Annotated in this window: 32 protein-coding genes; 2 read left to right on the top strand and 30 right to left on the bottom strand. The window is 49.4% G+C overall.

The window, feature by feature from the left end:
- Positions 1–19 precede the first annotated feature (19 nt).
- From rpsD to argC, 30 genes are all read right to left on the bottom strand, one after another.
- Positions 20–640, bottom strand: a complete 621-nt coding sequence (rpsD, locus tag TOLA_RS00640) for a 30S ribosomal protein S4 (RefSeq protein WP_012728352.1) — start codon at positions 638–640, stop codon at positions 20–22.
- A gap of 31 nt (positions 641–671) precedes the next feature.
- Entirely contained in the window at positions 672–1,061 is a 390-nt protein-coding gene (rpsK, locus tag TOLA_RS00635) for a 30S ribosomal protein S11 (RefSeq protein WP_012728351.1), read from the bottom strand.
- Positions 1,062–1,076: 15 nt separating this feature from the next.
- Entirely contained in the window at positions 1,077–1,433 is a 357-nt protein-coding gene (rpsM, locus tag TOLA_RS00630; protein WP_012728350.1) for a 30S ribosomal protein S13, read from the bottom strand.
- A gap of 140 nt (positions 1,434–1,573) precedes the next feature.
- Positions 1,574–1,687 (bottom strand): 50S ribosomal protein L36, encoded by a 114-nt coding sequence (gene rpmJ / locus TOLA_RS00625; RefSeq protein ID WP_012728349.1) that lies wholly within the window; start codon positions 1,685–1,687, stop codon positions 1,574–1,576.
- Between the two features lie 27 nt (positions 1,688–1,714).
- Entirely contained in the window at positions 1,715–3,046 is a 1,332-nt protein-coding gene (gene secY / locus TOLA_RS00620) for a preprotein translocase subunit SecY (protein ID WP_012728348.1), read from the bottom strand.
- A 7-nt stretch (positions 3,047–3,053) separates the two neighbouring features.
- On the bottom strand, positions 3,054–3,488 hold the full coding sequence (gene rplO / locus TOLA_RS00615) for a 50S ribosomal protein L15 (protein ID WP_012728347.1): 435 nt from the start codon (positions 3,486–3,488) through the stop codon (positions 3,054–3,056).
- A gap of 2 nt (positions 3,489–3,490) precedes the next feature.
- A complete protein-coding gene (rpmD, locus tag TOLA_RS00610) occupies positions 3,491–3,673 on the bottom strand; it encodes a 50S ribosomal protein L30 (protein WP_012728346.1) in 183 nt (60 codons plus the stop codon).
- A gap of 7 nt (positions 3,674–3,680) precedes the next feature.
- Positions 3,681–4,181, bottom strand: a complete 501-nt coding sequence (rpsE, locus tag TOLA_RS00605; RefSeq protein WP_012728345.1) for a 30S ribosomal protein S5 — start codon at positions 4,179–4,181, stop codon at positions 3,681–3,683.
- A 14-nt stretch (positions 4,182–4,195) separates the two neighbouring features.
- On the bottom strand, positions 4,196–4,549 hold the full coding sequence (gene rplR / locus TOLA_RS00600) for a 50S ribosomal protein L18 (protein ID WP_012728344.1): 354 nt from the start codon (positions 4,547–4,549) through the stop codon (positions 4,196–4,198).
- 9 nt (positions 4,550–4,558) lie between these two features.
- The gene (rplF, locus tag TOLA_RS00595) at positions 4,559–5,092 is read right to left on the bottom strand and encodes a 50S ribosomal protein L6 (RefSeq protein WP_012728343.1); all 534 of its coding nucleotides are present in this window, start codon (positions 5,090–5,092) and stop codon (positions 4,559–4,561) included.
- Between the two features lie 11 nt (positions 5,093–5,103).
- Positions 5,104–5,496, bottom strand: a complete 393-nt coding sequence (rpsH, locus tag TOLA_RS00590; protein WP_012728342.1) for a 30S ribosomal protein S8 — start codon at positions 5,494–5,496, stop codon at positions 5,104–5,106.
- 22 nt (positions 5,497–5,518) lie between these two features.
- Complete coding sequence (gene rpsN, locus TOLA_RS00585) at positions 5,519–5,824, bottom strand: 30S ribosomal protein S14 (protein ID WP_012728341.1); 306 nt, start codon at positions 5,822–5,824, stop codon at positions 5,519–5,521.
- Positions 5,825–5,835: 11 nt separating this feature from the next.
- Positions 5,836–6,375, bottom strand: a complete 540-nt coding sequence (rplE, locus tag TOLA_RS00580) for a 50S ribosomal protein L5 (protein WP_012728340.1) — start codon at positions 6,373–6,375, stop codon at positions 5,836–5,838.
- A 13-nt stretch (positions 6,376–6,388) separates the two neighbouring features.
- Positions 6,389–6,706 (bottom strand): 50S ribosomal protein L24, encoded by a 318-nt coding sequence (gene rplX, locus TOLA_RS00575; protein WP_012728339.1) that lies wholly within the window; start codon positions 6,704–6,706, stop codon positions 6,389–6,391.
- 12 nt (positions 6,707–6,718) lie between these two features.
- Positions 6,719–7,087 (bottom strand): 50S ribosomal protein L14, encoded by a 369-nt coding sequence (gene rplN / locus TOLA_RS00570; protein WP_012728338.1) that lies wholly within the window; start codon positions 7,085–7,087, stop codon positions 6,719–6,721.
- A 154-nt stretch (positions 7,088–7,241) separates the two neighbouring features.
- Entirely contained in the window at positions 7,242–7,490 is a 249-nt protein-coding gene (gene rpsQ / locus TOLA_RS00565; RefSeq protein ID WP_012728337.1) for a 30S ribosomal protein S17, read from the bottom strand.
- On the bottom strand, positions 7,490–7,681 hold the full coding sequence (gene rpmC / locus TOLA_RS00560; protein ID WP_012728336.1) for a 50S ribosomal protein L29: 192 nt from the start codon (positions 7,679–7,681) through the stop codon (positions 7,490–7,492). The genes rpsQ and rpmC overlap by 1 nt, the downstream gene beginning before the upstream one ends.
- A complete protein-coding gene (gene rplP, locus TOLA_RS00555) occupies positions 7,681–8,094 on the bottom strand; it encodes a 50S ribosomal protein L16 (protein WP_012728335.1) in 414 nt (137 codons plus the stop codon). The genes rpmC and rplP overlap by 1 nt, the downstream gene beginning before the upstream one ends.
- A gap of 13 nt (positions 8,095–8,107) precedes the next feature.
- Complete coding sequence (gene rpsC / locus TOLA_RS00550) at positions 8,108–8,824, bottom strand: 30S ribosomal protein S3 (RefSeq protein WP_012728334.1); 717 nt, start codon at positions 8,822–8,824, stop codon at positions 8,108–8,110.
- A gap of 3 nt (positions 8,825–8,827) precedes the next feature.
- Positions 8,828–9,172 (bottom strand): 50S ribosomal protein L22, encoded by a 345-nt coding sequence (rplV, locus tag TOLA_RS00545; RefSeq protein WP_024872127.1) that lies wholly within the window; start codon positions 9,170–9,172, stop codon positions 8,828–8,830.
- A gap of 10 nt (positions 9,173–9,182) precedes the next feature.
- Positions 9,183–9,461, bottom strand: coding sequence for a 30S ribosomal protein S19 (gene rpsS, locus TOLA_RS00540; RefSeq protein ID WP_012728332.1), 279 nt, complete (start codon positions 9,459–9,461; stop codon positions 9,183–9,185).
- Positions 9,462–9,482: 21 nt separating this feature from the next.
- Positions 9,483–10,304, bottom strand: coding sequence for a 50S ribosomal protein L2 (gene rplB, locus TOLA_RS00535; protein ID WP_012728331.1), 822 nt, complete (start codon positions 10,302–10,304; stop codon positions 9,483–9,485).
- A gap of 14 nt (positions 10,305–10,318) precedes the next feature.
- On the bottom strand, positions 10,319–10,624 hold the full coding sequence (gene rplW / locus TOLA_RS00530; protein ID WP_012728330.1) for a 50S ribosomal protein L23: 306 nt from the start codon (positions 10,622–10,624) through the stop codon (positions 10,319–10,321).
- Positions 10,621–11,226: a 50S ribosomal protein L4 gene (gene rplD / locus TOLA_RS00525; RefSeq protein ID WP_012728329.1), complete on the bottom strand. Its 606-nt coding sequence runs from the start codon at positions 11,224–11,226 to the stop codon at positions 10,621–10,623. The genes rplW and rplD overlap by 4 nt, the downstream gene beginning before the upstream one ends.
- Before the next feature lie 17 nt (positions 11,227–11,243).
- On the bottom strand, positions 11,244–11,882 hold the full coding sequence (gene rplC / locus TOLA_RS00520; protein ID WP_012728328.1) for a 50S ribosomal protein L3: 639 nt from the start codon (positions 11,880–11,882) through the stop codon (positions 11,244–11,246).
- A 22-nt stretch (positions 11,883–11,904) separates the two neighbouring features.
- Positions 11,905–12,216 carry a 30S ribosomal protein S10 gene (rpsJ, locus tag TOLA_RS00515; RefSeq protein WP_005307944.1) on the bottom strand — a complete coding sequence of 104 codons (312 nt, stop codon included), beginning with the start codon at positions 12,214–12,216 and terminating at the stop codon, positions 11,905–11,907.
- Positions 12,217–12,502: 286 nt separating this feature from the next.
- Positions 12,503–13,888 carry an argininosuccinate lyase gene (argH, locus tag TOLA_RS00510; RefSeq protein ID WP_012728327.1) on the bottom strand — a complete coding sequence of 462 codons (1,386 nt, stop codon included), beginning with the start codon at positions 13,886–13,888 and terminating at the stop codon, positions 12,503–12,505.
- 89 nt (positions 13,889–13,977) lie between these two features.
- Positions 13,978–14,889, bottom strand: coding sequence for an ornithine carbamoyltransferase (locus TOLA_RS00505; RefSeq protein ID WP_012728326.1), 912 nt, complete (start codon positions 14,887–14,889; stop codon positions 13,978–13,980).
- A 26-nt stretch (positions 14,890–14,915) separates the two neighbouring features.
- The gene (gene argB, locus TOLA_RS00500) at positions 14,916–15,698 is read right to left on the bottom strand and encodes an acetylglutamate kinase (RefSeq protein WP_012728325.1); all 783 of its coding nucleotides are present in this window, start codon (positions 15,696–15,698) and stop codon (positions 14,916–14,918) included.
- A 17-nt stretch (positions 15,699–15,715) separates the two neighbouring features.
- On the bottom strand, positions 15,716–16,723 hold the full coding sequence (gene argC / locus TOLA_RS00495; protein ID WP_012728324.1) for an N-acetyl-gamma-glutamyl-phosphate reductase: 1,008 nt from the start codon (positions 16,721–16,723) through the stop codon (positions 15,716–15,718).
- Between the two features lie 243 nt (positions 16,724–16,966).
- Here argC and argE point away from each other — a divergent pair, with 243 nt between their 5' ends.
- Positions 16,967–18,112, top strand: a complete 1,146-nt coding sequence (argE, locus tag TOLA_RS00490) for an acetylornithine deacetylase (RefSeq protein WP_012728323.1) — start codon at positions 16,967–16,969, stop codon at positions 18,110–18,112.
- Between the two features lie 129 nt (positions 18,113–18,241).
- On the top strand, positions 18,242–20,875 hold the full coding sequence (gene ppc / locus TOLA_RS00485) for a phosphoenolpyruvate carboxylase (RefSeq protein WP_012728322.1): 2,634 nt from the start codon (positions 18,242–18,244) through the stop codon (positions 20,873–20,875).
- The last annotated feature ends 31 nt before the right edge of the window (positions 20,876–20,906 follow it).

Raw genomic sequence — 20,906 nt, 5'->3', positions numbered from 1 at the left:
CTCTCTTAGAAGCTAAGCCTTACTTAGAGTAAAGCTCGACGATCAACTGTTCATTGATGTCAGCAGACAGATCTGAACGCTCTGGCAGACGCTTGTAAACGCCTTCCATTTTGTCTGCATTGATCTCAATCCAAGTTGGCTTTTCACGCTGCGCAGCCAAGTCCAGTGCGGCCTTGATACGAGCTTGTTTTTTCGCCTTCTCACGAACAGTGACTACATCTTCAGGAGAAACCTGAGAAGAAGGAATGTTAACTACTTTGCCATTTACTACGATGGCTTTGTGGCTAACCAGCTGGCGAGCTTCAGCACGGGTCGTTGCAAAACCCATACGATAAACTACGTTATCCAGACGACCTTCCAGCAACTGCAGTAGGTTTTCACCAGTATTACCTTTCAAGCGTGTAGCTTCACGGTAATAGTTACGGAATTGTTTTTCCAGAATGCCGTAAATACGACGGACTTTCTGTTTTTCACGCAGCTGTACACCATAGTCAGACAGACGTGGCTTACGCGCACCGTGCTGACCAGGAGCTGTGTCAATTTTACACTTAGAGTCGATAGCACGAACGCCTGATTTCAGGAACAGATCGGTGCCTTCACGACGGCTAAGCTTCAGCTTTGGGCCTAAATATCTTGCCATGTTCTTTCTCCAACAATCCTACTAGACAACGTTATACACGGCGTTTTTTAGGAGGACGACAACCGTTGTGCGGGATCGGAGTTACATCCGTGATATTGGTGATGCGGAAACCCGCAGCATTCAATGCACGAATAGATGACTCACGGCCCGGACCAGGACCTTTAACCATTACTTCCAGGTTTTTAACGCCATACTCTTTGGCGATCTCACCAGCACGTTCAGCAGCAACCTGTGCAGCGAACGGAGTGGATTTACGAGAACCACGGAAACCTGAACCACCAGCAGTTGCCCAAGACAGAGCGTTACCCTGACGGTCAGTAATGGTCACGATTGTGTTATTGAAAGAGGCATGAACGTGTGCAATGCCGTCGCTAACTTGCTTTCTAACGCGCTTACGAGCACGAGTAGGAGCTTTTGCCATTTTCTACCTTCCCGTTTACTTCTTAATCGGTTTACGAGGACCCTTACGGGTGCGCGCGTTAGTTTTGGTACGTTGTCCACGAACCGGCAGACCACGACGATGACGCAAACCACGGTAGCAACCCAAGTCCATCAAACGTTTGATGTTCATGGATACTTCACGGCGCAGGTCACCCTCGACAGTAAACTTACCAACTTCAGTACGAAGCGCTTCAATTTGAGCTTCGTCCAGATCTTTAACTTTCACATCCTCGGCGATACCAGCTGCTGCGCAAATGCTCTTTGCACGGGTGTCGCCAACGCCATAAATCGCAGTTAACGCGATAACTGCATGTTTATGGTCAGGAATGTTAATGCCAGCGATACGGGCCACTATTCCACTCCTAAACAAATAGTAATTTTACGACCACCACAAAGCCCGTTCCGGATACATGGTGATCTTCCTACACACAAATGTAGGCTGGCTAATGTACTTAGCCAGCCCCGACTTTTCAAGTCTCTACCGAAAATATATTAGCCTTGGCGTTGTTTATGCTTCGGCTCAGTGCAAATCACACGCACCACACCGTGGCGTTTGATGATTTTGCAGTTACGGCAGATTGCTTTAACGGAAGCGCGAACTTTCATTGCTTAACTCCGCAATATTAGACCGGATTAACGGCCTACGCCTTTAAGATTGGCTTTTTTCAGTACATCCCCATACTGATGAGACATCATATGAGTTTGTACCTGTGCCATAAAGTCCATGATGACAACAACGATAATCAGCAAGGAAGTACCACCGAAGTAGAACTGCACGTGCCAGAAGGTCATCAGTAACTGGGGTACCAAGCAAATCGCTGTGATGTACAAGGCTCCGGCCAGTGTTAGACGTGTCATTACTTTATCGATAAAACGAGCTGTCTGCTCTCCTGGGCGGATACCCGGGATAAATGCACCACTCTTCTTCAGATTATCCGCAGTCTCACGAGGGTTAAATACCAACGCAGTATAGAAGAAACTGAAGAAAATGATGGCAACTGCATACAACAATTCATATAACGGCTGACCTGGCTGCAAGCTCATCGAAATTTCTTGCAGGATATTTGCAATCCATGAATCACCCTGACCAAACCAAGACGCAATCGTCCCCGGGAACAGAATAATACTTGATGCAAAAATCGCAGGGATAACACCCGCCATATTCAGTTTTAACGGCAAATGCGTGCTTTGTGCTGCAAATATCTGATTACCTTGCTGACGTTTCGCATAATTTACGACGATACGTCGCTGACCACGCTCAACAAATACAACAAAGTAAGTAACAGCAAACACAATAACAACGAGCAACAATAGCAACAGAATATGCAACTCACCCTGACGAGCCTGTTCTGCTGTTGCACCAATAGCTTGGGGCAAACCAGCAACAATACCCGCGAAGATGATCAGCGAAATACCATTACCAATACCACGTTCGGTAATTTGTTCACCTAACCACATCAGGAACATGGTTCCGGTAACCAGACTAACCACAGCAGTAAAGTAGAAGCCGAAACCGGGGTTGAGCACCAAGCCATGCATCATATTTGGTAAACCAGTAGCAATTCCGGATGCTTGTACTGTGGCTAAAACCAGAGTACCCCACCGGGTATGCTTGCTGATAACACGCCGACCGCTCTCACCTTCCTTCTTAAGCTCAGCATAATAAGGACTGATGACGGTCAGTAGCTGGATAATAATTGAAGCCGAAATATACGGCATAATACCCAACGCAAAAATAGATGCACGAGACAGGGCACCACCACTGAACATGTTAAACATTTCAATGATGGTTCCCTTCTGTTGCTGGAACAACTGTCCCAGCACAGTAGCGTCAATACCAGGAATCGGCACATAAGCGCCCGCACGGAAGACGATGATAGCACCTAGAACGAAAAGTAAACGACTTTTCAGTTCGCTCAGGCCCCCCTGCGAGCCCCGTGTTACTAATCCTGGTTTCTTGGCCATCTACTTATTATTCCTCGATTTTGCCACCGGCAGCTTCGATTGCAGCACGAGCACCTTTAGTAACGCTCACACCACGCACAGTCACTGCACGATCGATGTTCCCAGAGAGAACGATCTTGGCAAACTGCATGCCTTTAGTGATTACACCAGCTTGCTTCAGGGTGTTCAGATCTACTACGTCGCCTTCAACTTTAGCAACTTCGCTCAAGCGAACTTCGGCAGTTACCGCGCCTTTACGAGAGTAGAAACCAAATTTTGGCATACGAATTTTTAAAGGCATTTGACCACCTTCAAAACCCGCACGCACACCGCCGCCAGAGCGTGAACCGGCACCTTTAACACCACGGCCACCAGTTTTACCTAAACCAGAACCGATACCACGACCTACACGCTTTTTAGCAGATTTTGCACCAGCAGCCGGAGAAAGAGTGTTTAAACGCATGATTACTCCTCCACCTTCACCATGTAATAAACCTGGTTGATCATGCCGCGAACACATGGAGTATCTTCCACTTCAACAGTATGACCAATACGACGCAAACCCAAGCCCAGCAAAGAGGCTTTGTGCTTCGGCAAACGACCGATGGAGCTGCGAGTCTGTGTAACTTTTACAGTCTTGTTAGCCATGTCGTTATTACCCCAGGATTTCTTCCACGCGCAGACCACGTTTAGCAGCAACTTGTTCCGGTGATTTGATGTCAGCCAGTGCTTCAATTGTTGCACGAACTACATTCATCGGATTGGTTGAGCCATAGGTCTTAGCCAGAACGTTATGTACACCAGCCACTTCCAGAACGGCGCGCATTGCACCACCGGCAATGATACCGGTACCCTGAGAAGCAGGCTGCATGAATACGGTAGAACCAGCATGGGTTCCTTTAACATGATGGTGCAGAGTGCCTTCAATCAGCTCTACTTTAACCATGTTACGACGAGCTTGTTCCATTGCTTTTTGAATAGCAGCAGGAACTTCACGCGCTTTACCGTAACCGAAACCAACGCGGCCAGAACCATCACCAACAACAGTCAGAGCTGTGAAGGAGAAAATACGACCACCTTTAACTACTTTTGAAACACGGTTTACTGCGACTAACTTTTCTTGCAGTTCACCGGCTTGAGATTCGATTTTAGACATTGTCGACTCCTGGCTTAGAACTGAAGACCAGCTTCACGTGCAGCAGCAGCTAGTGCGGCTACGCGACCGTGATATTGGAACCCAGAGCGATCGAACGCTACAGTGGTAACACCTTTTGCCAGAGCACGCTCTGCAATAGCTTTACCCACAGCGGCGGCCGCATCGGCGTTACCGGTGTATTTCACTTGCTCACGAATGGTTGACTCAACAGTTGATGCAGAAGCTAAAACTTCGGCACCGCTTGCTGCGATAACCTGCGCATAAATATGACGCGGAGTACGGTGAACCACCAGACGAGTCGCGCCCAGTTCCAGCATTTTACGACGTGCTTTAGTAGCACGACGGATACGAGCTGCTTTCTTGTCCATAGTGTTACCTTACTTCTTCTTAGCTTCTTTAGTACGCACAACTTCGTCAGAATAGCGTACACCTTTGCCTTTGTAAGGCTCCGGGCTACGATAGGCACGGATATCAGCCGCAACCTGACCCAACATAGCTTTATCAGCACTTTTCAGTACGATTTCAGTCTGAGTCGGACATTCAGCGGTAACACCTTCAGGCAGTTCGTGGTCAATTGGATGGGAAAAACCCAGAGCCAGACCAACAGACTTACCTTTCGCCTGTGCACGGTAACCTACACCAACCAGCACCAGTTTGCGCTCGAAGCCAGTAGTAACACCAATAACCATGTTGTTTACCAGTGCGCGTGCTGTACCAGCCTGCGCGTCAGCACCAGTCACACCCTCTTGAGGTGCGAACTTCAACACATTTTCTTCTTTGGTGACGATAACTGCAGCGTTCAGAATGCGCTTCAGGGTGCCATTTTTACCTTTAACAGCTATTTCCTGGCCGTTCAGGGTTACTTCCACGCCAGCCGGAATAGTAACAGGTGCTTTCGCAACACGAGACATTTCCTAGCTCCTTACGCTACGTAGCAGATGATCTCACCGCCCATGCCAGCTTTACGCGCAGCACGGTCAGTCATCACACCTTTAGAAGTAGAAACAACAGCGATACCCAGACCATTCATGATCTTTGGCAGGTCGCCACGTTTCTTATAAATACGCAGACCAGGGCGACTTACGCGCTGGATCAGCTCAACAACAGGCTTACCCTGGAAATATTTTAATTCAATTTCCAGTTCAGGTTTAACATCTCCGCTCACTTTAATGTCAGCGATGTAACCTTCTTCTTTCAGCAGATTAGCAATAGCTACTTTCAGCTTGGAAGAAGGCATAGAGACGGAAACCTTGTGGGCCGCCTGACCGTTGCGGATGCGGGTCAGCATGTCCGCGATCGGATCTTGCATGCTCATGTGTCTTAACTCCCGTGATTAATTACCAGCTAGCCTTTTTCAGGCCAGGAATTTCGCCTTTCATCATGTGCTCACGCACTTTGATGCGGCAAAGACCGAATTTACGCAGGTAGCCATGTGGACGACCTGTGATATTGCAACGATTACGTTGACGGCTCGGGCTGGAGTCACGCGGCAGTTGTTGCAGCTTGAGCACTGCGTCCCAACGAGCTTCATCAGAAGCATTCACGTCGGCGATGATCGCTTTCAGTGCAACACGCTTCTCGAAGTGTTTTGCAATCAATTTTGCACGTTTATCTTCACGTGCAATCATGGACAGTTTTGCCATAACCCTACACCTTACTTACGGAATGGGAAGCTAAAGGCAGCCAGCAGAGCACGGCCTTCCTCGTCAGTCTTCGCAGTCGTTGTGATAGTGATATCCAGACCACGTACTTTATCGACTTTATCGTAGTCGATTTCGGGGAAGATGATTTGCTCACGTACGCCCATAGAGTAGTTGCCACGACCATCAAAGGACTTAGCACTAACACCACGGAAGTCACGAATACGTGGCATAGAGATGCAAATCAAGCGCTCCAAAAACTCCCACATACGCTCGCCGCGCAGGGTTACTTTACAACCGATCGGGTAGCCTTCACGAATCTTGAAGCCCGCAACAGATTTGCGTGCTTTGGTGATCAGTGGCTTTTGACCAGAAATTGCAGCTAAATCACCAGCAGCATTTTCCAGTACTTTTTTATCAGCCAAGGCTTCACCGACACCCATGTTTAGGGTGATCTTCTCGATCCGAGGGACTTGCATGACAGAATTGTAGCCGAACTGGTTCATCAGTTCCTGGACTACAGTTTGTCTGTAGGTATCATGCAGTTTCGCCATCGTTAAACTCCAATTACTTTACAAGTTCACCGTTAGATTTGAAGAAACGAACTTTGTTACCATCTTCAAATCGGAAACCAACGCGATCTCCCTTGCCAGTAGCAGGGTTGAAAAGCGCTACATTTGATACATCAACAGCTGCTTCTTTGCTAACGATACCGCCAGCAACACCTAAAGCCGGAACAGGCTTCTGATGTTTTTTCTTCACGTTGATGCCTTCAACAATTACTTTGCCCTGTTCAACCAAGACTTTAGTGACTTTGCCACGTTTGCCTTTGTCTTTACCGGTCAAAACAATTACTTCGTCTTCACGACGGATTTTTGCTGCCATGTTCTGTGCTCCTTACAGTACTTCCGGGGCCAGGGACACGATCTTCATGAACTTATCATTACGCAGTTCACGAGTCACTGGGCCGAAGATACGAGTACCGATCGGCTGATGTTGGTTGTTCAACAGCACAGCCGCGTTGCGATCAAAACGGATCAAAGAACCATCCTGACGGCGAACGCCTTTACGGGTGCGAACGACCACCGCATTGTACACATCACCTTTTTTCACTTTTCCACGCGGAATTGCTTCTTTGATGGAAACTTTGATGATGTCGCCGACACCGGCATAACGGCGGTGCGAACCACCCAGAACCTTAATACACATTACGCTGCGTGCGCCGGAGTTGTCGGCGACGTCCAGCATACTTTGCATTTGGATCATGTTAGTGCTCCGCTAAATAACTACTTCCCACAAAATGTGGGCATCTGGCTACCTTTGAAAGGCGCAGCATAATATCACAGCACCAAACAAAGTCATAGCCAAAAAATGAGCGGCCCAGATAAAGGGCCGCTCACATTCCAATCCTAATCGATGATTAGGCTTTCTCTACAACGGATACCAGAGTCCAACACTTGGTCTTGGACAATGGACGACACTCGCGGATTTCCACCAGGTCGCCAGTCTTGCATTCGTTGTTTTCATCATGGACATGCAGCTTGGTTGTGCGCACGATAATTTTCCCAAGCATTGGGTGTTTTACCTTACGTTCAATAGCTACAGTAATGGACTTGTCCATTTTGTCACTAACTACACGACCTTGCAGAGTACGGATTTGATCAGTCATTACGCACCTGCCTTCTCGTTCAGTACAGTTTTGACGCGCGCGATGTCGCGACGTACTTGTTTGATAGTGTGAGTCTGGTTCAGCTGACCAGTGCTCTTCTGGATACGCAGATTAAACTGCGCACGCAGCAGGCCCAGCAGCTCAGTTTTCAGCTCTTCCACACTTTTTTGACGCAGATCTTGAGCTTTCATCACATTGCCGTCCGAATTACAAAGGTGGTCTTAACAGACAGTTTAGCGGCTGCCAGCGCAAATGCTTCACGCGCTGTCTCTTCCGGTACACCGTCCATCTCGTACAGCACTTTGCCAGGCTGGATCAAGGCAACCCAATATTCTACGTTACCCTTACCTTTACCCATACGCACTTCAAGCGGTTTTTCGGTGATTGGTTTGTCCGGGAAAACACGGATCCAAATCTTACCTTGACGCTTAACAGCACGAGTCATCGCACGACGTGCAGCTTCGATCTGACGAGCAGTCAGCTGGCCACGAGTTACCGCTTTCAGGCCATAGGTACCGAAGGATACATCGCTACCTGCATTAGCCAGACCGCGGTTACGGCCTTTATGAACCTTACGGAACTTTGTACGCTTTGGTTGCAACATTTACCGGTTCTCCTTACTTAGCACCACGCGGTTTGCGTTTCGGCTTGGCAGGAGCCGGCTCTTGCTGTGCAGCTGCAGCTGCAGCAGTAACAGCAGCCAGACCGCCCAGGACTTCACCTTTGAAGATCCATACCTTAACACCGATAACACCATAAGTGGTGTGTGCTTCAGAGGTAGCATAGTCAATGTCTGCACGCAGTGTGTGCAGAGGTACACGACCTTCACGATACCATTCAGTACGTGCGATTTCTGCACCACCTAAACGGCCGCTAACTTCAACTTTGATACCCTTGGCACCCAGACGCATTGCGTTTTGTACCGCACGCTTCATAGCGCGACGGAACATAACACGACGTTCCAGCTGAGAGGAGATACTGTCAGCAACCAGCTGAGAGTCCAACTCTGGCTTACGAACTTCAGCAATGTTGATTTGTGCAGGCACACCAGCAATGCTGGCGATTTGCTTGCGCAGTTTCTCAACATCTTCACCTTTCTTACCAATCACTACGCCTGGACGGGCAGTGTGGATAGTTACGCGAATACTTTTAGCTGGACGTTCAATAACAATGCGAGACAAAGAAGCTGCTTTCAGCTCTTTGGTCAGATACTGACGCACCTGAAAATCACCGTGCAGATTGTCTGCAAACTCTTTGGTATTTGCATACCAGGTAGAGTTAAACGGTTTGGTAATCCCTAAACGGATACCATTCGGATGAACTTTCTGACCCATTGCTTATCTCCCAGCCTTAGCGTCGGATACCACCACAGTGATGTGGGCAGTACGCTTGACGATACGGTCTGCACGGCCTTTAGCACGAGCACGAATACGCTTCAAAGATGGACCTTCGTCAACCATGATAGTTTGCACTTTCAGGGTGTCGATATCCGCGCCTTCGTTATGCTCAGCATTAGCAACAGCAGACTCCAGAACCTTTTTGATCAGCTCAGCAGCCTTTTTCGGGCTGAAAGCCAACAGGTTCAAGGCCCGATCCACAGGCAAACCACGGACCTGATCAGCAACCAGGCGGGCTTTCTGTGCAGAAGTCCGGGCGAAACGGTGTTTAGCGATAGCTTCCATCATTTACCCCTTATTTCTTCTTGGCCTTCTTATCAGCGGCATGACCGCGATAAGTACGAGTCGGTGCAAATTCACCCAGTTTATGTCCAACCATTTCGTCGGATACATAAACGGGTACGTGCTGACGACCATTATGGACAGCGATGGTCAAACCAATCATATCTGGAATGATCATTGAACGACGGGACCAAGTCTTGATAGGCTTTTTGTCCGCGCTTTCCACCGCTTTCTCAACCTTCTTCAGCAAGTGCAGGTCAATAAATGGACCCTTCTTGAGAGAACGTGGCATGGCGATTCCTCTATATAAGAATTACTTATTACGACGACGTACGATGTACTTGTCAGTGCGCTTGTTGCTACGGGTGCGATAACCTTTAGCCGGAGTACCCCATGGGGATACAGGCTGGATACCTTTGTTGCGACCCTCACCACCACCGTGTGGATGGTCAACCGGGTTCATCGCCATACCACGAACGGTAGGACGAATACCACGCCAGCGATTAGCACCAGCTTTACCCAATTGACGCAGCATATGCTCAGCATTGCCAACTTCACCAACAGTAGCACGGCATTCAGCCAGAACTTTACGAACTTCACCTGAACGCAGGCGTAAGGTTACATATGCACCTTCACGCGCCAGGATCTGTACGCTTGCACCAGCAGAACGAGCGATCTGTGCGCCTTTACCTGGTTTCATTTCTACTGCGTGAACAGTAGTACCAACCGGGATATTACGCATTGGCAACGCATTACCAGCTTTGATTGGCGCATCCACACCAGAAACGATTGGATCGCCAGCTTTCAGATTTTTCGGTGCCAGAATGTAACGACGCTCACCATCTGCGTACAACACCAGTGCGATGTTAGCAGAACGGTTTGGATCATATTCCAGACGTTCGATCTTAGCTGGGATACCGTCTTTGTTGCGTTTGAAGTCAATCAGACGATAATGCTGTTTGTGACCACCACCGATATGACGGGTAGTGATACGACCGTTGTTATTACGACCACCAGTCTTACGCTTTTCTTCCAGCAGACCAGCAAACGGTTTACCCTTGTGCAGCTCCGGTGTGACGACTTTAACGACGTGACGACGGCCCGGAGAGGTAGGCTTACATTTTACGATTGCCATTTTTTAAACTCCTCTTACTCGGCAGCGCCGCCCACGAAGTCGATGTCCTGACCTTCAACCAGAGTCACATAGGCTTTTTTCCAATCGGAACGACGGCCCATACGTGACCCAGTACGTTTGGTCTTGCCAACAACGTTCAGGGTACGAACAGCTTCAACCTTAACTTCGAACAGTTTTTCAACTGCCGCTTTGATTTCTGCTTTAGTAGCATCAGTAGCAACTTTGAATACGATAGTATTCAGTTTTTCAGCTACCATGGTGCTCTTTTCAGAGATGTGCGGAGCCTTCAGAACTTTTAGTAGACGCTCTTCACGGATCATGCCAGCATCTCCTCGATTTGCTTCACTGCATCAGCAGTCATCAGTACCTTGTCGAAGGCGATCAGGCTAACCGGATCAATACCTGTCACATCGCGTACGTCAACCTTGTACAGGTTACGTGCAGCCAGGAACAGATTTTCTTCAACTTCTGGGGTAACGATCAGCACGTCTTTCAGATCCAGTGCTTGCAGTTTGGTCAGCAGCTCTTTAGTTTTCGGAGCGTCAACACCAAATTTCTCTACAACTACCAGACGGTCCTGACGAACCAGCTCAGACAGGATGCTTTGAATCGCACCACGATACATTTTACGGTTTACTTTCTGGCTGTGATCTTGCGGTTTAGCAGCAAATGTCACACCACCGCCACGCCAAATTGGCGAACGGATAGTACCAGCACGAGCACGGCCAGTACCTTTCTGACGCCACGGTTTCTTACCGCCGCCAGACACTTCAGAGCGAGTCTTCTGCGCGCGAGTACCCTGACGGGCTCCAGCAGCATAGGCAACGACTACCTGGTGAACCAGAGCTTCGTTGAACTCACGACCGAAGGTAGTTTCGGAAACCTGAAGAGCGCTCTGCGCGTCTTTCAATACCAATTCCATTACTATCTCCTCAGACGTTACGCTTTAACGGCAGGCTTGACGATAACGTCGCCGTTGGTCGCACCTGGCACTGCACCTTTGATGAGCAGCAGGTTACGTTCAACATCAACGCGAACAATATCCAGGCTCTGAACGGTTACACGTTCACAACCCAAATGGCCAGCCATTTTTTTGCCTTTGAACACTTTACCCGGAGACTGGTTTTGACCGATAGAACCCGGAACACGATGTGAACGCGAGTTACCATGGGTCATGTCTTGGGTGCGGAAGTTCCAACGTTTAACAACGCCAGCAAAGCCTTTACCTTTAGAGATACCAGTAACGTCTGCTTTTTTAACGTCAGCGAAAATGTCTACTTTCAGCTCAGAACCAACAGTTAAGTCAGCACCTTCGCCGTCGTTCAGACGGAATTCCCACAGACCGCGACCTGCTTCTACTTCAGCTTTGGCGAAATGGCCAGCTTCAGCTTTAGTCAGGCGGCTTGCCTTTTTAACACCAGTTGTTACCTGAACAGCGGTGTAACCGTCAGTTTCCAGAGTTTTCAGCTGGGTAACACGGTTGGCTTCTACTTCAATAACAGTCACTGGAATAGATACGCCGTCTTCAGTGAAAACGCGAGTCATACCCAATTTGCGACCTACAAGACCGAGAGTCATTGTCTATCAACCTCTTTCCGAATTAACCCAAGCTGATCTGGACGTCAACGCCGGCAGCCAGATCCAGACGCATCAGAGCGTCTACGGTCTTGTCTGTCGGTTCAACGATATCAACCAGACGCTTGTGAGTGCGGATTTCGTACTGATCACGAGCATCTTTGTTCACGTGTGGAGAAATCAGTACAGTGAAACGCTCTTTGCGAGTTGGCAGTGGAATAGGACCACGTACCTGTGCACCAGTGCGTTTGGCAGTTTCTACGATTTCCGCAGTAGACTGGTCGATCAAACGATGATCGAAAGCCTTCAGGCGGATACGGATTCTTTGGTTCTGCATGGACCAGAGCTCCAGATGGCAAAAAGAACATGAAACAATACCGCCCGAGATCGTTTTATTCCGACCCGGAGGTTGTTTCTTCGTGTTTCCCTCCCAATCGGAGGGACTGTTGGGGTGTCGATATATCTGACACCGGAGCATATAGCTCAGCTTGGTATTAGCAAGCTGACGTATTATACGGTTCTTAATTTTCAGTGCAAGTTTTATTGACGGTTTAGTGCACAAATTCCACAAACAAAAAAGAGAGCAAATGCTCTCTTTTTACTGGCACACTTCTCTCTCAAATCTATTTATGGCGGGTACTCAGATGTTGCTCTGCTTGTTGTAATGCAAAGGCAATCTGTTCCGCACAAACACCACCCAGCGCCTGACGTTTTGCCAGCGTGGATTCCAAAGACAGAATTGGGTATACATCGTCTGCTATCACCGCATTGAATTGCTTAAATTCGGCAACGCTCAGATCTTCCAGTGGCTTCTGCTGAGTAATGGCATACACCACGGCTTCACCTACAATATGGTGAGCTTCGCGGAACGGAATACCTTTTGCAACCAGGTAATCAGCTAATTCAGTGGCATTGGAATAACCGCCCATCGCTGCTGCTTTGGTGACTGGTTCGTTGACTTTCAGATCTTCCAGCACCAGTTGCGCCATATCCAGACAGTCATGCCAGGTATCAAGCGCATCAAACAGGCCTTCTTTATCTTCCTGCATGTCTTTGTTATAGGCTAAAGGAAGCGCCTTCAGTGTCATCAGCATACCGTTCAGGGCACCGGCAACACGGCCTGTTTTACCACGGATCAGTTCCAGCGCATCCGGATTTTTCTTCTGCGGCATCAGTGATGAACCGGAGGTTACTTTATCCGATAACTCGATGAAACCCGCTTCGCCTGAGGCGTAGAAGATCAAATCTTCGGCAAAACGGGATAAATGGATCATGGATAACGCGGCAGAACTCATCAGTTCAATAACATGGTCACGATCAGAAACGGAATCAAGACTGTTGCGGGTAGCACGGTCGAAACCAAGATCCAGAGCTAGCACCTGGCGGTCAATCGCATAAGCGGTACCAGCCAGCGCGCCGGAGCCCAGCGGGCTGGTATTCAGGCGTTTCAGCGCATCCTGCAGACGGGAGTAGTCACGATCCAGCATTTCTACATAAGCTAATGCCCAGTGAGAAAACGTCACTGGTTGAGCGCGCTGCAGATGGGTGTAACCCGGTAAAACGGTGGTTTGATACTGACGGGCGGTAGCCACCAGCTTGGTCTGCAGGCCGTGAATGCTGTCCAGCAGCAGATTGCCCTGTTGTTTGCACCACAGTTTCAGGTCAGTTGCTACCTGGTCATTACGGCTACGACCGGTATGTAATTTCTTACCCAGATCACCTACCCGCTCGATCAGTTTGCCTTCAACCCAAGAGTGAATATCTTCTGCATCAGAACGCAGGATCTGCTCCGGGTCAGCTTCGACTTCGGCTTTTAATGCCAGCAAGGCGACTTCCAGTTTTGCTTGTTCTTCTGCAGTCAGGATCCCAACACTGACCAATGCTTTTGACCAGCCAATGGAGCCGACGATATCCTGCTCAGCCAGACGATAGTCAAAACGCAGTGAATCATTGAATTGTTTGAATCGGGTATCAGCCGCCTGGCTGAAACGTCCACCCCATAAAGCCATGTCAGGTTCCTTTTTAACTCTTACGATATTGCTTAGTGTAGCGAGGCAATGAAGTTAAGAGGAGTCACTTTTGATGACTCCTCTCAGAATTATGCTTGATTGATTAAGGTATGCAGGATGGCATTTTGAATATGCATGCGGTTTTCCGCTTCATCCATTATCAGTGAAGCCGGTCCATCCATCACTTCCGAAGTGATTTCCAGTTCGCGGTGAGCAGGCTGGCAGTGTAATACATGACGAATACCGGTGTTATCCAGTAATGCCTGATTGATCTGATATGGCATAAACTTGTCTTTTACTGCGTCCATCGGGGTATTGTCACCCATGGAAACCCAGGTATCCGTGTACGCCACATCAAAACCACGAATATCCGCACAGTTGTCAGTGACCGCCAGTTTAGCGCCGGATTGACGTGCCAGCTCAGCTGCCAGATTAAAGATTTGAGCATCCGGACCTGAACCTTTTGGCGATACCACGGTTACATCCGTACCCAGAATGGCCCCGGTGATCAGCAGGGAGTGCGCAACATTATTGCCATCCCCCAGATAGGCCAGTTTCACTTTGCTCAGGTCATCGTAGTTTTCAGCAATGGTCATGAAATCTGCCAGTGCCTGACATGGATGATACAGGTTACACAGCGAGTTCACGACCGGTACAGTGGCATGTTCGCGTAAACCCAGTAAGGTTTTATGATCAAATACGCGGGCAACAATACCATCACACCAGCGGGACAGGTTCATCGCGAAATCTTTTACTGATTCACGCTGGCCCATAACGCCATTCTGCTGATCCAGATATACCGCATGGCCACCGAGACGATTGATGCCAATATCAAAGGTCACGCGGGTACGCAGCGACTGTTTTTCAAACAGTGTGACGATGTTTTTGCCAGCCAGCCCGGTACGGAATGCCGCCGGATTCGCTTTCATTTCCCGACCTAATGCAATCAGGGCTTCTAATTCGCTTTTATTGAACTCAGTAGTATCTAACAGATGACGCATCGCTGCGCTCCTTAACAATCCATTGATTAAGCTTGAAGACGAGTACCTGCTGCTTCACCATTAGCGAGCTTCACTAACAGTTCAGGGTCACGCCAGCTGGCAACCACAATCGGTTTTTGTATCGCAGCGGAAACCTGCAGTGCGGCTTTAACCTTAACCGCCATACCGTCAGTAATCACACCATCTGCGATCAGTTGTTCTGTTTTAGCCGGGTCCAGTTCAGGGATAAGCTGTTTGTTGGCATCCAGAATACCAACGACATCCGACAGCATGAGCAGATCGGCATCCAGCAATTCTGCCAGTGCGATCGCCGCCTGATCCGCATTCACATTCATCAGCTGACCTTGCGCGGTAATACCGATAGAGCTGATCACCGGCAGGAAGTCCTGTGCCAGCAGCGCTTTCAGCAGTGCCGGATTCTTCGGTTTGCAATCACCCACCGCGCCCAGTTCAGGATCAAGCTGGGTCACTTCACACAGACCACCATCCGCCAGACTTAAACCAACCGGATTCAGTCCTTGTGCAATCGCTTCTGCCATCATCTGCTTATTAGCGGTACCGGCCAGAGCACCTACAACGTAAGGGATCTGATCGAATGGCGTAACCCGCAGACCATTTTTCTTGGTGCTGGTTTTACCCAAGGCTTTCAGCAGGTCATCAACCAGACAACCGCCGCCGTGAACCAGCACCAGCGGACGCGGATACTGTTTCAGGAAATGTTGAATGCCGCCAATAAACGCAGTCAGCGCGCCTTCAGTTTCCAGTAAGGCACCACCGAGTTTGATGATCAATGGAACTTGTTGTGTCATTGCTACTTTCCTTGTACTTACATCAAGCCAGTGGTTGGTGCAAAACCGAACCGCAGGTTAATACATTGCAGCGCCTGAGAAGAGGCACCTTTCAACAAGTTATCGATCGCAGAACCAACAATCAGCAATCCGTCCTGCATTTGCCAGTGCAGATCACAGAATGGGGTACCGGCAACACTACGAATAGAAGGCCATTGTTTGCTTAAACGCACAATCGGGCTGTGGCTGTAAGCCTGCTGATAAGCGGCATCAATCTGTTCAGCAGTAACGCCGTCGGCCAGCTGTACATAAATAGTCGCCAGAATGCCGCGTACAAAATTACCAAGATGTGGCTGGAATACCACTTTACCACCCAGGTGATAACTGATTTCCGGCTGATGACGGTGATTGAAAACACCGTACGGGTTCAGACTGACTTCGCAGAAGCTGGTACCGATAGCGGCTTTACGGCCAGCACCGGAAACACCGGATACGGCATTGATGATTGGTGTGGTATCCGCCTTGATCAGACCGGCTTCCATCAACGGTTTCAGCGCCAGCAGTGATGCGGTCGGGTAACAGCCAGCAACCGCGACCAGATCAGTTTTCTTGATTTGCTCTGCATTCCACTCTGCCAGACCATAAACAGCCTTAGCCAACCATTCCGGTTGATCATGAGTGAAACCGTAATATTTATCGTAGAAACCATCCTGTTGCACACGGAAAGCACCGGACAGATCAAACACCGGAATGCCTGCATCCAGGAATTGCGGTGCCAGGTTCATACTGACTTCATGTGCAGTAGCCAGACAGACCAGATCGGTACCGGTTTTGGCTTCCAGCATGCCAGCTTCATCTAACGGTTTTACCGGCAGATCGACCAGGCCCAGGCACTGCGGATGCAATGCAGAAAAAGGTTTGTTGGCATCCTGACTGCCTGCAGACACATAGAGTCCTTTCAGGTTAAGCTCAGGATGTTTATGTACTAATAAGGCTAATTCAGCCCCGGCGTAGCCACTGGCACCAATAATTACGACATTAAGCATAGCGCTTTCCATTTATCTCAATTCAGATTAATTCATAGCGAAGTGAAATGCGGACTTCTGCGGCACATAGTGTGGCAGATTCAAACAGAAATATATCGTCGTTCGATGAAAAATTGCTGAATGAACATATTTGGTGCCCTGTGACTGAAGTCGCTATAGATCGCCTTCAGAAGTTAATATTTATGCATTTCGATTGCATTTCTATTATTTACCAAATTAAACTGTGCCGCGCAAGGAGGAAACATGAGTAATCTCGATTTTTTTCAGATGTACCGCGATATTATCGCGCTGCCATCCATCAGCAGCACAGATCCTGCCTGGGATCAAAGTAATCAGAGTGTAATTGAACTGCTGGCTTCCTGGTTTGAAAAATTAGGTATGCAGATAGATATTACCCCTGTTCCCGGCACTGCAGGAAAATTCAATCTGATTGCCACTATTGGTAGTGGTGATGGCGGACTGCTCCTTGCCGGGCACACAGATACCGTACCCTTTGATGCCGGTCGCTGGCAGAAAGATCCTTTCCAGCTGACACAGGACGGTGATCGTATCTATGGTCTCGGAACTATAGATATGAAAGGCTTTTTCGTTTTTATCGTTGAAGCCCTGAAAGATATTGATTTAACTCAGCTGAAAAAACCATTACGGATCCTGGCTACCGCTGACGAAGAAACCAGTATGGCTGGTGCCAAGGCGATTGCGGATACCCATCCGATACGACCGGATTATGCGGTGATCGGTGAACCGACCGGTCTGGTGCCTGTTTTTATGCATAAAGGGCATATGTCGGAAGCCATCCGGGTGACAGGGAAAAGTGGGCATTCGTCTAATCCGGCCAATGGCGTCAATGCCATTGAAATCATGCATAAAGTGCTGACCCAAGTACTGATCATGCAACAGGAACTGAAACAGAAATACCATAACGCGCACTTTGACGTGCCCTACCCGACGCTGAATCTGGGCAGTATTCATGGTGGTGACAGTGCGAACCGCATTTGCGGCGGCTGTGAACTCTGTATCGATCTGCGTCCGATCCCTGGTGTGATGCCGGAAGATTTGATTGCGGAATTAAAACGTCACCTGGCACCTGTAGAAGCGGAGTTCCCGGGGGCGATCAGTCTGACGCATCTGCATGAGCCGGTTCCGCCTTATGGTTGTGATGAGAACTCGCTGCTGGTTAAAGAAGCGGAACAATTAAGCGGAAATCAGGCGGAAGTCGTTAACTACTGTACCGAAGCCCCGTTTATTCAGCAGCTCGGCTGCGAAACGATCGTGATGGGACCCGGTCATATCGCCCAGGCTCACCAGCCGGATGAGTACCTCGATCTGTCGTTTGTTAAACCGACGACGGAATTATTGCGTCATTTGGTACAGCGTTTCTGCTTATAGCTACCACCGTGCATTTTTTTGCGTTTTAACGGCGCTCACTAATTGATCTGCCAGTAAGATTACTGATAATTGGGATTGCTTGCGGGGCCAAGGCTGTATGCCCCGCTATTTTTGAAAGGACGACACATAATGAACGATATGTACGCGGCGTTGCGCGGTAATGTTGGCATGCTTGGCCATCTACTGGGCAAAACCATCAAGGAGCATCTTGGCGATGAGTTTCTCGACAAGATAGAAAATATTCGTCAGCTGGCTAAATCGTCCCGTCAGGGTAACGAAGAAGACAGACAAAAACTGATAACTACATTAAAGAACCTGAGTGATGACGAATTATTACCTGTCGCGCGTGCATTCAGCCAATTTCTGAATCTGGCCAACGTAGCAGAACAATTTCACTCGATGTCACGTCAGGGTGAACTGCATACGACTCTGGATCCATTGGATAGCCTGTTCGATAAATTAAAAAATGCCAATTTATCCGAACAGGAAATCATTGATACCGTCTGCGAACTGGATATTGAACTGGTACTGACTGCGCATCCGACTGAAGTCACCCGCCGGACCCTGATCCACAAACACGTTCAGCTGAACGAATGTCTGGAAGAGCTGGAGCTGCAGGATCTGACGCCGCGTGAATGCAAATTTATCCAGCACCGCATTGAACAGCTGGTAAACCAGTCATGGCATACCAATGAAATTCGCGAGCAGCGCCCGACACCGGTTGATGAAGCCAAATGGGGCTTTGCGGTTATCGAGAATAACCTGTGGCCTGCCATACCGTTATTCCTGCGTCAGCTGGATGATCGTTTGCAGGAAAACTTTGGTATCCGCTTACCGCTGCGTGCGCATCCTGTCCGTATTGCATCCTGGATGGGTGGTGACCGTGACGGTAACCCGTTCGTGACCGCAAAAGTGACCCAGGAAGTGCTGCTGCTTTCCCGCTGGGTGGCGATCAACCTGTTCCTGACCGATATTCAGGAGCTGGTATCTGAACTGTCGATGACCGACTGTAATGAAGAACTGCGTCAGCGCGTCGGCGAATGCAGCGAGCCTTATCGCGCGATCCTGCGTGTCGTTCGTGATTCACTGCGCGAAACGCAACAGGCGGTCACCGCGAAGCTGCAAGGTCAGTACACCGAAAACCGCGATTTGATCACCCGCACCGAACAACTGCGCGAACCTCTGGAGCTGTGCTACCGCTCTCTGCAGTCCTGCGGCATGAGCATCATTGCGGATGGCATGTTGCTGGATGTGCTGCGCAAGCTGGCCTGCTTCGGCGTTAATCTGCTGAAACTGGATATCCGTCAGGATGGCGAGCGTCATGGTCAGGTGTTGTCTGAGCTGACCCAGTATCTGGAACTGGGCGATTACGCAGAATGGCGCGAAACCGAGAAGCAAGAGTTCCTGCTGAAAGAACTGGCCTCCCGTCGTCCGTTACTGCCGGCCAACTGGCAGCCAAGTGCCGAATCACAGGAAGTTGTTGATACCTGCCGCGTGATTGCACAAACCGATCCGGATGCCTTTGGTATCTACATTATTTCTATGGCGCGTCAGCCATCCGACGTATTAGCGGTGCAATTACTGCTGAAAGAAGTCGGCTGTAAATTCCATATGCCGATTGCGCCACTGTTCGAAACCCAGAATGACCTGCAGAATGCGGCCGCTGTATTGAACCGTCTGCTGTCTGTTGAATGGTACCGTAATTACATCCGCGGTCAGCAATATGTGATGATCGGTTACTCTGACTCGGCGAAAGATGCCGGCATGATGTCAGCGGGCTGGGCACAATATCGCGCGATGGAAGATCTGGTCGCCATTGCAGAACGTGAAGATCTCAAACTGACGCTGTTCCATGGTCGTGGCGGCACTATCGGCCGTGGCGGCGGACCAGCACATCAGGCGATTTTGTCTCAGCCTCCGGGATCACTGAAAGGTGGTTTCCGTGTCACTGAACAGGGCGAAATGATCCGCTTCAAGTTTGGTTTGCCGGAAGTGGCGATTCATAACTTCAAGCTCTATACCAGTGCGGTACTGGAAGCGAACCTGCTGCCACCGCCGAAACCGGAAGCAGCGTGGTATGACGTCATGGATAAGCTGTCAGAAATTTCCTGCCAGCATTATCGCAGTATCGTCCGTGATGAACCTGACTTTGTACCTTACTTCCGTGCCGCTACGCCGGAAATGGAATTGGGCAAACTGCCGCTGGGTTCACGTCCATCCAAACGTAAGCCGAATGGTGGCGTTGAATCGCTACGTGCCATTCCGTGGATCTTCGCCTGGACACAGAACCGTCTGATGCTGCCATCCTGGCTGGGTGCTCATGTGGCGCTGCAGGCAGTGATGGATGAAGGTAAAGAAGACCTGCTGAAAGAGATGGATCAGCAATGGCCATTCTTCCATACCCGTCTGGAAATGCTGGAAATGGTATTCCTGAAAGCGGATCTGTGGCTGGCTGAATACTATGACCTGCGTCTGGCACCTGAAAACCTGTGGCCGTTAGGCAAACGGTTACGTCAGGAATTGCAGGACTCCATCAATGTGGTGCTGCAACTGCTGCCTAAACGCGGTGAGTTACTGGATGATCAGCCATGGATCAAAGAATCCATCAAGTTGCGTAATCCCTACACCGACCCGCTGAACGTACTGCAGGTTGAACTGCTGCATCGTTCACGTGCGACACCGGATGAAGTGAATCCGCAGGTTGACCAGGCATTAATGGTGACCATTGCCGGTATTGCAGCCGGTATGCGCAATACGGGTTAGTCTGTAACCGCACACGACAAAGGAGGCGATC

The organism is Tolumonas auensis DSM 9187 (assembly GCF_000023065.1).
Classification (GTDB): domain Bacteria; phylum Pseudomonadota; class Gammaproteobacteria; order Enterobacterales; family Aeromonadaceae; genus Tolumonas; species Tolumonas auensis.
This window is presented reverse-complemented; position numbering and strand designations above follow the sequence as displayed.

What these genes read in the sequence shown, in the direction of transcription:
- rpsD (WP_012728352.1), bottom strand. Translation starts at nt 640, where the DNA reads ATGGCAAGATATTTAGGCCCAAAGCTGAAGCTTAGCCGTCGTGAAGGC.
- rpsK (WP_012728351.1), bottom strand. Translation starts at nt 1,061, where the DNA reads ATGGCAAAAGCTCCTACTCGTGCTCGTAAGCGCGTTAGAAAGCAAGTT.
- rpmJ (WP_012728349.1), bottom strand. Translation starts at nt 1,687, where the DNA reads ATGAAAGTTCGCGCTTCCGTTAAAGCAATCTGCCGTAACTGCAAAATC.
- secY (WP_012728348.1), bottom strand. Translation starts at nt 3,046, where the DNA reads ATGGCCAAGAAACCAGGATTAGTAACACGGGGCTCGCAGGGGGGCCTG.
- rplO (WP_012728347.1), bottom strand. Translation starts at nt 3,488, where the DNA reads ATGCGTTTAAACACTCTTTCTCCGGCTGCTGGTGCAAAATCTGCTAAA.
- rpmD (WP_012728346.1), bottom strand. Translation starts at nt 3,673, where the DNA reads ATGGCTAACAAGACTGTAAAAGTTACACAGACTCGCAGCTCCATCGGT.
- rpsE (WP_012728345.1), bottom strand. Translation starts at nt 4,181, where the DNA reads ATGTCTAAAATCGAATCTCAAGCCGGTGAACTGCAAGAAAAGTTAGTC.
- rplR (WP_012728344.1), bottom strand. Translation starts at nt 4,549, where the DNA reads ATGGACAAGAAAGCAGCTCGTATCCGTCGTGCTACTAAAGCACGTCGT.
- rplF (WP_012728343.1), bottom strand. Translation starts at nt 5,092, where the DNA reads ATGTCTCGTGTTGCGAAAGCACCTGTTACTATTCCGGCTGGCGTGGAA.
- rpsH (WP_012728342.1), bottom strand. Translation starts at nt 5,496, where the DNA reads ATGAGCATGCAAGATCCGATCGCGGACATGCTGACCCGCATCCGCAAC.
- rpsN (WP_012728341.1), bottom strand. Translation starts at nt 5,824, where the DNA reads ATGGCAAAACTGTCCATGATTGCACGTGAAGATAAACGTGCAAAATTG.
- rplE (WP_012728340.1), bottom strand. Translation starts at nt 6,375, where the DNA reads ATGGCGAAACTGCATGATACCTACAGACAAACTGTAGTCCAGGAACTG.
- rplX (WP_012728339.1), bottom strand. Translation starts at nt 6,706, where the DNA reads ATGGCAGCAAAAATCCGTCGTGAAGACGAAGTAATTGTTTTGACCGGT.
- rplN (WP_012728338.1), bottom strand. Translation starts at nt 7,087, where the DNA reads ATGATCCAAATGCAAAGTATGCTGGACGTCGCCGACAACTCCGGCGCA.
- rpsQ (WP_012728337.1), bottom strand. Translation starts at nt 7,490, where the DNA reads ATGACTGATCAAATCCGTACTCTGCAAGGTCGTGTAGTTAGTGACAAA.
- rpmC (WP_012728336.1), bottom strand. Translation starts at nt 7,681, where the DNA reads ATGAAAGCTCAAGATCTGCGTCAAAAAAGTGTGGAAGAGCTGAAAACT.
- rplP (WP_012728335.1), bottom strand. Translation starts at nt 8,094, where the DNA reads ATGTTGCAACCAAAGCGTACAAAGTTCCGTAAGGTTCATAAAGGCCGT.
- rpsC (WP_012728334.1), bottom strand. Translation starts at nt 8,824, where the DNA reads ATGGGTCAGAAAGTTCATCCGAATGGTATCCGTTTAGGGATTACCAAA.
- rplV (WP_024872127.1), bottom strand. Translation starts at nt 9,172, where the DNA reads ATGGAAGCTATCGCTAAACACCGTTTCGCCCGGACTTCTGCACAGAAA.
- rpsS (WP_012728332.1), bottom strand. Translation starts at nt 9,461, where the DNA reads ATGCCACGTTCTCTCAAGAAGGGTCCATTTATTGACCTGCACTTGCTG.
- rplB (WP_012728331.1), bottom strand. Translation starts at nt 10,304, where the DNA reads ATGGCAATCGTAAAATGTAAGCCTACCTCTCCGGGCCGTCGTCACGTC.
- rplW (WP_012728330.1), bottom strand. Translation starts at nt 10,624, where the DNA reads ATGATCCGTGAAGAGCGTCTACTAAAAGTTCTGAAGGCTCCGCACATC.
- rplD (WP_012728329.1), bottom strand. Translation starts at nt 11,226, where the DNA reads ATGGAATTGGTATTGAAAGACGCGCAGAGCGCTCTTCAGGTTTCCGAA.
- rplC (WP_012728328.1), bottom strand. Translation starts at nt 11,882, where the DNA reads ATGACTCTCGGTCTTGTAGGTCGCAAATTGGGTATGACTCGCGTTTTC.
- rpsJ (WP_005307944.1), bottom strand. Translation starts at nt 12,216, where the DNA reads ATGCAGAACCAAAGAATCCGTATCCGCCTGAAGGCTTTCGATCATCGT.
- argH (WP_012728327.1), bottom strand. Translation starts at nt 13,888, where the DNA reads ATGGCTTTATGGGGTGGACGTTTCAGCCAGGCGGCTGATACCCGATTC.
- TOLA_RS00505 (WP_012728326.1), bottom strand. Translation starts at nt 14,889, where the DNA reads ATGCGTCATCTGTTAGATACTACTGAGTTCAATAAAAGCGAATTAGAA.
- argB (WP_012728325.1), bottom strand. Translation starts at nt 15,698, where the DNA reads ATGACACAACAAGTTCCATTGATCATCAAACTCGGTGGTGCCTTACTG.
- argC (WP_012728324.1), bottom strand. Translation starts at nt 16,723, where the DNA reads ATGCTTAATGTCGTAATTATTGGTGCCAGTGGCTACGCCGGGGCTGAA.
- argE (WP_012728323.1), top strand. Translation starts at nt 16,967, where the DNA reads ATGAGTAATCTCGATTTTTTTCAGATGTACCGCGATATTATCGCGCTG.
- ppc (WP_012728322.1), top strand. Translation starts at nt 18,242, where the DNA reads ATGAACGATATGTACGCGGCGTTGCGCGGTAATGTTGGCATGCTTGGC.